The sequence below is a fragment of the Streptococcus pseudopneumoniae genome (assembly GCF_001076775.1).
Lineage (GTDB): Bacteria > Bacillota > Bacilli > Lactobacillales > Streptococcaceae > Streptococcus > Streptococcus pseudopneumoniae_G.
Map to the genome: position 1 here is coordinate 1 of NZ_JVGV01000006.1, position 7,158 is coordinate 7,158.

At 40.9% G+C, this 7,158-nt stretch carries 6 protein-coding genes, 1 tRNA gene and 1 pseudogene; all 8 read left to right on the forward strand.

The window, feature by feature from the left end:
* Positions 1-191, forward strand: a pseudogene (locus tag ADJ60_RS11660) (hypothetical protein); the annotation flags it as partial.
* A gap of 112 nt (positions 192-303) precedes the next feature.
* On the forward strand, positions 304-1,092 hold the full coding sequence (gene codY, locus ADJ60_RS00875; RefSeq protein ID WP_049542801.1) for a GTP-sensing pleiotropic transcriptional regulator CodY: 789 nt from the start codon (positions 304-306) through the stop codon (positions 1,090-1,092).
* Complete coding sequence (locus ADJ60_RS00880; protein ID WP_000158728.1) at positions 1,092-1,667, forward strand: cysteine hydrolase family protein; 576 nt, start codon at positions 1,092-1,094, stop codon at positions 1,665-1,667. The genes codY and ADJ60_RS00880 overlap by 1 nt, the downstream gene beginning before the upstream one ends.
* A gap of 79 nt (positions 1,668-1,746) precedes the next feature.
* Positions 1,747-1,832: transfer RNA gene (locus ADJ60_RS00885), tRNA-Leu, on the forward strand.
* 140 nt (positions 1,833-1,972) lie between these two features.
* Entirely contained in the window at positions 1,973-3,250 is a 1,278-nt protein-coding gene (locus tag ADJ60_RS00890) for an ABC transporter permease (protein ID WP_049542803.1), read from the forward strand.
* 126 nt (positions 3,251-3,376) lie between these two features.
* Positions 3,377-4,024, forward strand: a complete 648-nt coding sequence (gene vex2 / locus ADJ60_RS00895) for an ABC transporter ATP-binding subunit Vex2 (protein WP_000173751.1) — start codon at positions 3,377-3,379, stop codon at positions 4,022-4,024.
* Between the two features lie 156 nt (positions 4,025-4,180).
* Positions 4,181-5,560 carry an ABC transporter permease subunit Vex3 gene (gene vex3, locus ADJ60_RS00900; protein ID WP_049542806.1) on the forward strand — a complete coding sequence of 460 codons (1,380 nt, stop codon included), beginning with the start codon at positions 4,181-4,183 and terminating at the stop codon, positions 5,558-5,560.
* A 356-nt stretch (positions 5,561-5,916) separates the two neighbouring features.
* A partial coding sequence (locus ADJ60_RS00905) for a LysM peptidoglycan-binding domain-containing protein (protein WP_049542808.1) occupies positions 5,917-7,158 on the forward strand: 1,242 nt, incomplete at its 3' end.

The following is a 7,158-nucleotide window of genomic DNA, read 5'->3' on the forward strand; positions in this document are numbered from 1 at the left end:
TTCATAATAAAAACACCCCAAAAGTTAGATTTTTTCTGTCTAACTTTTGGGGTGCAGTTCAAAATGAATCGCTTTTTTATATAAGGAGACCGAATGGAAAAAGAAAGATAAATAAAATAGATATATTATCTTCTTGTAATATTATAATACACAAAAATAGGGAGCTTGTCAATAGAAAAGAAGCAATTTAATTAAAAATATTCTTGTTTTTTCAAATTGCAATTAAATAAGCAATTTTCAGATAATAATTGAAAATTCAAGCTGTTTATGTTATAATGATAGCGATTATATTCGAGGTGAAAAATGGCACATTTATTAGAAAAAACTAGAAAAATTACTTCTATCCTGAAGCGTTCAGAGGAGCAGTTGCAGGAAGAACTTCCTTACAATGCGATTACACGTCAGCTTGCTGATATTATTGATTGTAATGCTTGTATTGTTAACAGCAAGGGTCGTCTCCTTGGCTATTTTATGCGTTATAAAACCAATACAGATCGCGTGGAGCAATTCTTCCAAACTAAGATTTTCCCGGATGACTATGTACAGGGCGCGAACATGATTTACGATACAGAAGCCAATCTGACAGTTGATCATGATTTGAGTATTTTCCCTGTGGAAAGTCGTGCTGATTTTCCTGATGGCTTGACGACTATTGCACCGATTCATGTGTCAGGGATTCGTTTAGGTTCTTTGATTATTTGGCGCAATGATAAGAAATTTGAAGATGAGGATTTAATCCTTGTTGAGATTGCCAGTACCGTTGTTGGGATTCAGCTCCTCAACTTCCAACGTGAAGAAGATGAGAAAAATATTCGCCGCCGTACTGCTGTTACCATGGCGGTCAATACCCTTTCTTACTCAGAACTCCGTGCTGTTTCAGCAATTTTAGGGGAGTTAAACGGAAATGAGGGACAGTTGACTGCGTCAGTGATTGCAGACCGTATCGGTATTACCCGTTCTGTGATCGTTAATGCTCTTCGTAAACTTGAGTCTGCTGGGATTATTGAAAGTCGCTCACTTGGAATGAAGGGAACCTACCTTAAGGTCTTGATTTCAGATATTTTTGAAGAAGTGAAGAAAAGAGATTACTAATGACTAAGGCTTTAATTTCGATTGATTATACAGAAGATTTTGTTGCTGATAGTGGAAAGTTGACAGCAGGTGCTCCAGCTCAAGCTATTTCAGATGCCATTAGCAAGGTAACTCGATTAGCTTTTGAAAGAGGAGATTACATCTTCTTTACCATCGATGCTCACGAAGAAAACGATTGTTTCCATCCAGAAAGTAAATTATTTCCTCCTCATAATTTGATTGGGACTAGTGGACGGAATTTATACGGAGATTTGGGGACCTTTTATCAAGAGCATGGTTCAGACAGTCGTGTCTTTTGGATGGATAAACGCCATTACTCTGCTTTTTCAGGGACTGACCTGGATATCCGTTTGAGAGAGCGTCGCGTTTCTACAGTTATCCTAACAGGAGTCTTGACGGATATCTGTGTCCTGCATACAGCTATAGATGCCTATAATCTAGGGTATGACATCGAGATTGTTAAACCAGCCGTTGCTTCCATCTGGCCTGAAAATCATCAATTTGCCCTAGGTCATTTCAAAAACACACTTGGAGCTAAGTTAGTAGATGAAAATCTAAATGAACTTTCGGAGTGATTTGGTTGATGAAATGAAAAAAATGAAAAAAAGTGTTGACAAGCATCTTAAAAGTTGATATACTAGTAAAGTAATCGACGCGGGGATGGCGGAATTGGCAGACGCGCAGGACTAAGGATCCTGTGACCGCTTTAGGTCGTGAGGGTTCAAGTCCCTCTCTCCGCATAGGATAAGAGTTAGCTGAGGCTAGCTCTTTTGTTTTTTATTTAATTCAAGTAGAGCAAAAAATTTTTGCTCTTTTTTTGGATTTCATAAATATTTCATATTTGGGTTTTATAATAGTCTTACAAATATGGAGGTGACAAATGAATTCAATCCAAAGAGCTTGGGCTTATGTCAGCAGAAAACGACTGAGAAGTTTTATTTTATTTCTGATTTTATTTGTCCTATTAGGCGGAATTTCAGCCTGTTTGACTCTGATGAAGTCCAATAAAACAGTGGAAACCAATCTTTACAAATCACTCAACACATCTTTTTCTATCAAAAAGATAGAAAATGGACAGACCTTCAAGTTGTCTGACCTAGCATCTGTGAGCAAGATTAAGGGACTGGAAAATGTCTCTCCTGAACTTGAGACGGTCGTAAAACTGAAAGACAAGGACGCGGTGAGTGGTGAGCAGAGCGTGGAACGTGATGATTTGTCAGCTGAGGACAAGAATTTGGTTAGCTTAACGGCTCTTCAGGATTCATCCAAGGATGTCACCTTTACCAGTTCGGCTTTCAACCTAAAAGAAGGGCGACACCTTCAAAAAGAGGATTCCAAGAAAATTCTTATCCACGAAGAGTTGGCTAAGAAGAATAGTCTTTCGCTTCATGATAAGATTGGCTTGGATGCTGGTCAGTCAGAATCTGGAAAAGGGCAAACAGCAGAGTTTGAGATTATCGGAATTTTTTCTGGTAAAAAACAAGAGAAATTCACAGGCTTGTCTTCTGATTTCAGTGAAAACCAGGTCTTTACAGATTATGAGAGTAGCCAAAGCCTTTTGGGTAATGGTGAATCTCTAGTCAGTGCAGCTCGCTTCTATGTAGAAAATCCTAAGGAAATGGACGGACTCATGAAGCAGGTGGAAAACTTGGCCTTGGAAAATCAAGGGTATCAAGTTGAAAAGGAAAACAAGGCTTTTGAACAAATCAAAGACTCGGTTGCAACTTTCCAAACCTTTCTGACCATTTTCCTTTATGGGATTATGATAGCAGGAGCAGGAGCCTTAATTCTTGTTTTGTCTCTCTGGTTGAGAGAACGGGTCTACGAAGTGGGGATTCTTCTGGCACTTGGAAAAGGCAAGAGTTCGATTTTCCTGCAGTTCTGTTTAGAGGTATTTTTGGTATCTCTCGGAGCTTTGCTTCCAGCATTTGCTACAGGAAACGCAATCACATCCTACCTACTCCAAACTCTACTAGCAAGTGGAGATCAGGCAAGCTTACAAAATACACTAGCCAAAACAAGTGGTCTATCAAGTAGTTTATTATCTTTTGCAGAGTCCTATGTCTTTCTGTTGTTGATTAGTTGCTTATCTGTAGCCCTTTGTTTCCTATTCTTATTTAGAAAATCGCCTAAAGAAATTTTATCATCTATTAGTTAATACTCTTCGAAAATTTCTTCAAACCGCGTTAGCTGTATCTGCAACCTCAAAGCTGTGCTTTGAGCAACCTGCAGCTAGCTTCCTAGTTTGATCTTTGATTTTCATTGAGTATAAGAAGGAGAAATCATGACTTTATTACAATTACAAGATGTTACCTACCGTTATAAGAACACTGCTGAAGCAGTCCTATATCAGATTAATTATAATTTTGAACCCGGGAAATTTTACAGTATTATTGGGGAATCAGGAGCAGGAAAATCCACTCTCTTATCCCTCCTTGCTGGTCTAGATAGTCCTGTTGAAGGTTCTATCCTTTTCCAAGGAGAGGACATTCGTAAGAAGGGCTATTCTTACCATCGTATGCACCATATTTCCCTGGTCTTTCAAAATTATAATTTGATAGATTATCTTTCTCCACTGGAAAATATCCGCTTGGTCAATAAAAAGGCAAGCAAGGATACACTGCTTGAGCTTGGTTTGGATGAAAGCCAGATCAAGCGGAATGTTCTCCAGTTATCAGGTGGTCAACAACAACGTGTTGCCATTGCTCGCAGTTTGGTCTCAGAAGCTCCAGTTATTCTAGCCGATGAGCCAACAGGAAATCTGGACCCTAAGACTGCTGGAGATATTGTCGAACTGCTCAAATCACTTGCCCAGAAAACAGGTAAATGTGTCATCGTCGTAACCCACAGCAAAGAAGTGGCACAAGCGTCAGATATTACACTTGAGTTGAAGGATAAGAAACTAACTGAAACTCGCAATACGACGAAATAATATGAGCTTTTTCAGTTATACTCTTCGAAAATCTCTTCAAACCACGTCAGAGTCGCCTTACCGTACTCAAGTACAGCTTACGGCTAGCTAGTTTGCTTTTTGATTTTCATTGAGTATTAGAACTATAAAATAGAACAACATCTAGAAAGGGAACCTATGTTACACAACGCATTTGCCTATGTTACAAGGAAGTTTTTCAAATCGATTGTCATCTTCCTGATTATTCTCCTCATGGCGAGCTTGAGTTTGGTCGGCTTGTCAATCAAGGGAGCTACTGCCAAGGCTTCTCAGGAGACATTTAAAAATATCACCAACAGCTTCTCCATGCAGATTAACCGTCGCGTCAATCAAGGTACGCCACGTGGTGCTGGGAATATTAAGGGTGAAGATATCAAAAAAATCACTGAAAACAAGGCTATCGAGTCTTATGTTAAACGCATCAACGCTATTGGGGATTTGACTGGGTATGAACTTATTGAAACGCCAGATACCAAGAAAAATCTGACACCTGACCGTGCCAAACATTTTGGAAGTAGCTTGATGATTACAGGTGTCAATGACTCCTCTAAAGAAGACAAGTTTGTCTCTGGTTCTTATAAGCTGGTCGAAGGTGAGCACCTAACCAACGATGACAAGGACAAGATCCTCCTGCACAAGGACTTGGCAGCCAAACACGGCTGGAAAGTAGGGGATAAGGTCAAACTAGACTCCAATATCTACGATGCCGATAATGAAAAAGGTGCCAAGGAAACAGTCGAAGTGACAATCAAGGGACTCTTTGATGGTCACAATAAGTCGGCAGTAACCTATTCACAAGAACTATACGAAAATACAGCTATTACAGACATTCACACTGCTGCAAAACTTTATGGATACACAGAAGACACAGCCATTTATGGGGACGCAACCTTCTTTGTAACAGCAGACAAGAACTTGGATGATGTCATGAAAGAGTTGAATGGCATCAGCGGTATCAACTGGAAGAGCTATACTTTAGTTAAGAGCTCCTCTAACTACCCAGCTCTTGAGCAATCCATCTCTGGTATGTACAAGATGGCCAACCTCCTCTTCTGGGGTAGCTTAAGCTTCTCAGTCCTTCTCCTTGCCCTCTTGCTCAGCCTTTGGATCAATGCCCGTCGCAAGGAAGTGGGAATTCTCCTCTCTATCGGTCTCAAGCAGGCAAGTATCTTGGGGCAATTTATCACTGAATCCATCTTTATTGCCATCCCTGCTCTTATTTCTGCTTACTTCCTAGCCAACTACACAGCTCGTGCAATCGGAAACACTGTTCTTGCCAATGTCACTTCAGGTGTTGCCAAGCAAGCTAGCAAGGCTGCTCAAGCTTCTAACCTTGGTGGTGGTGCAGAAGTAGATGGCTTTAGTAAGACCTTGTCGAGCCTAGACATTTCTATTCAGACATCGGACTTTATCATTGTCTTTGTCCTTGCCTTGGTTCTAGTGGTTATCGTTATGGCGCTTGCTTCAAGCAATCTCCTTAGAAAACAACCAAAAGAACTTCTGCTGGATAGCGAATAAGTTTGAAAAAATTAGTCTAAAATAGAGACTACATCTTATTTTTTTATTCAAGAATGGTGGATAGAGAATGGCTATTTAACAATTCAAAATAGAGCCGAAAGCAGTGGTGAAAATCATTGCTTTCAGTTGCTTTCTTTGTACTTTAGTACTTAAATATGATATACTAAAGCTATTAAATTCATTAGAAAGGGATTTCACAACTTATATATGGGATTGTGCATAAAAATATATAGAAACCTTATCTTGAAAATAGATAGATAAATCTGTAGAAGCCTATCCATATTGTAAACATAGGCTAGTAGGCCTAGGCAAGGTCTACTTTGGAAAATATAGATTAGTGAGGAAAAATAAACATTATGAGACAAACAAATGTTAGAGGAAGCTTGTCCCTCCGTGGTTTTAGAAAATTGAGAACTGGTGCAATTGTTGCGACAGGTGTGATTTTATTGGGTCTGGGCTTTTTAGCTCCAACTGTGTCAGCCAGTGAACAAGATGGTGTCTGGGTAGCCAGAACAGTTGTAGAAGTAAAGGCTGATATTCAAAAAGAAGGTGATTTATTTAAGTATGTTATTAAGTGGGGGGACACATTAAGTGTTATCAGCGAAGCAAGTAATATCCCTGTAGATGTACTCCAAGAAATGAATCAAACTTCAGGCAAGAATTTATTCTTACCGCACAATGAATTGTACTTTACTGAAGCTGAAACGATTTCAGATACAGTCACAAAACACAAGATTGTCATCAAGGAAAGTGGTGCAAGTGGCGAAGTTCGCACTTACGAAGTCTTGCTCAAGAAAGATCAAGAGACAAAAGCTGTTACTTTTGAATTAACAGATGTCACTGAGAAAGTTGAAAAAATGGCTGTGAACTATAGCCCAGTCTATCAGCCTGTATCAGCTCCAGTAGTGGAAAGAGCGGAAGAATCGGGTGAAGAACTTGCCTCAGAAGCACCAGCAGCAGACAAGGCCCCTTCAAATATAGGAACTACAAATCAACCTGTAGCTTCAAATCCAAGTTCTGAAGCGCCAGCGCCAAAAGCAGAGGTACCAGTGACTCCGGCACCGAAAGTAGAAGCGCCATTGACTCCAATGCCAAAAGCAGAAGAACCAGCGGCTCCAGCACTGAAAGCAGACGAGTCAGCGGCTACCACGCCAAAAGCAGATGAGCCAGCGGCTCCAGCACCGAAAGCAGATGAGCCAGCGACACCAGCGCCAAAAGCAGAGGAACCAACGACACCAGCACCAAAGGTGGATGAGCCAGTATCTCCAGCACCGAAAGCGGATGAGCCAGTATCTCCAGCGCCGAAAGCGGATGAGTCAGTATCTCCAGCGCCAAAATCAGAAGAACCAGCGGTGCCAGCACCAAAGGTGGATGAGCCAGTATCTCCAGCACCGAAAGTAGACGAGCCAACTGCAACAGCGCCAAAATTAGAAGAACCAGCGACTCCAGCACCAAAAGTGGATGAGCCAGCGACTCCAGCACCAAAAGTGGATGAGCCAGCGACACCCGCACCAAAAGTGGAGGAATCAGTAGCGCCAGCACCGAAAGCAGAAGAACCAGCGGTGCCAGCACCAAAGGTGGATGAGCCAGTATCTCCA

Excerpts from the sequence above, each read along its gene's own strand:
- vex3 (WP_049542806.1), top strand. The coding sequence starts at position 4,181 with ATGTTACACAACGCATTTGCCTATGTTACAAGGAAGTTTTTCAAATCG.
- ADJ60_RS00890 (WP_049542803.1), top strand. The coding sequence starts at position 1,973 with ATGAATTCAATCCAAAGAGCTTGGGCTTATGTCAGCAGAAAACGACTG.
- vex2 (WP_000173751.1), top strand. The coding sequence starts at position 3,377 with ATGACTTTATTACAATTACAAGATGTTACCTACCGTTATAAGAACACT.
- ADJ60_RS00880 (WP_000158728.1), top strand. The coding sequence starts at position 1,092 with ATGACTAAGGCTTTAATTTCGATTGATTATACAGAAGATTTTGTTGCT.
- codY (WP_049542801.1), top strand. The coding sequence starts at position 304 with ATGGCACATTTATTAGAAAAAACTAGAAAAATTACTTCTATCCTGAAG.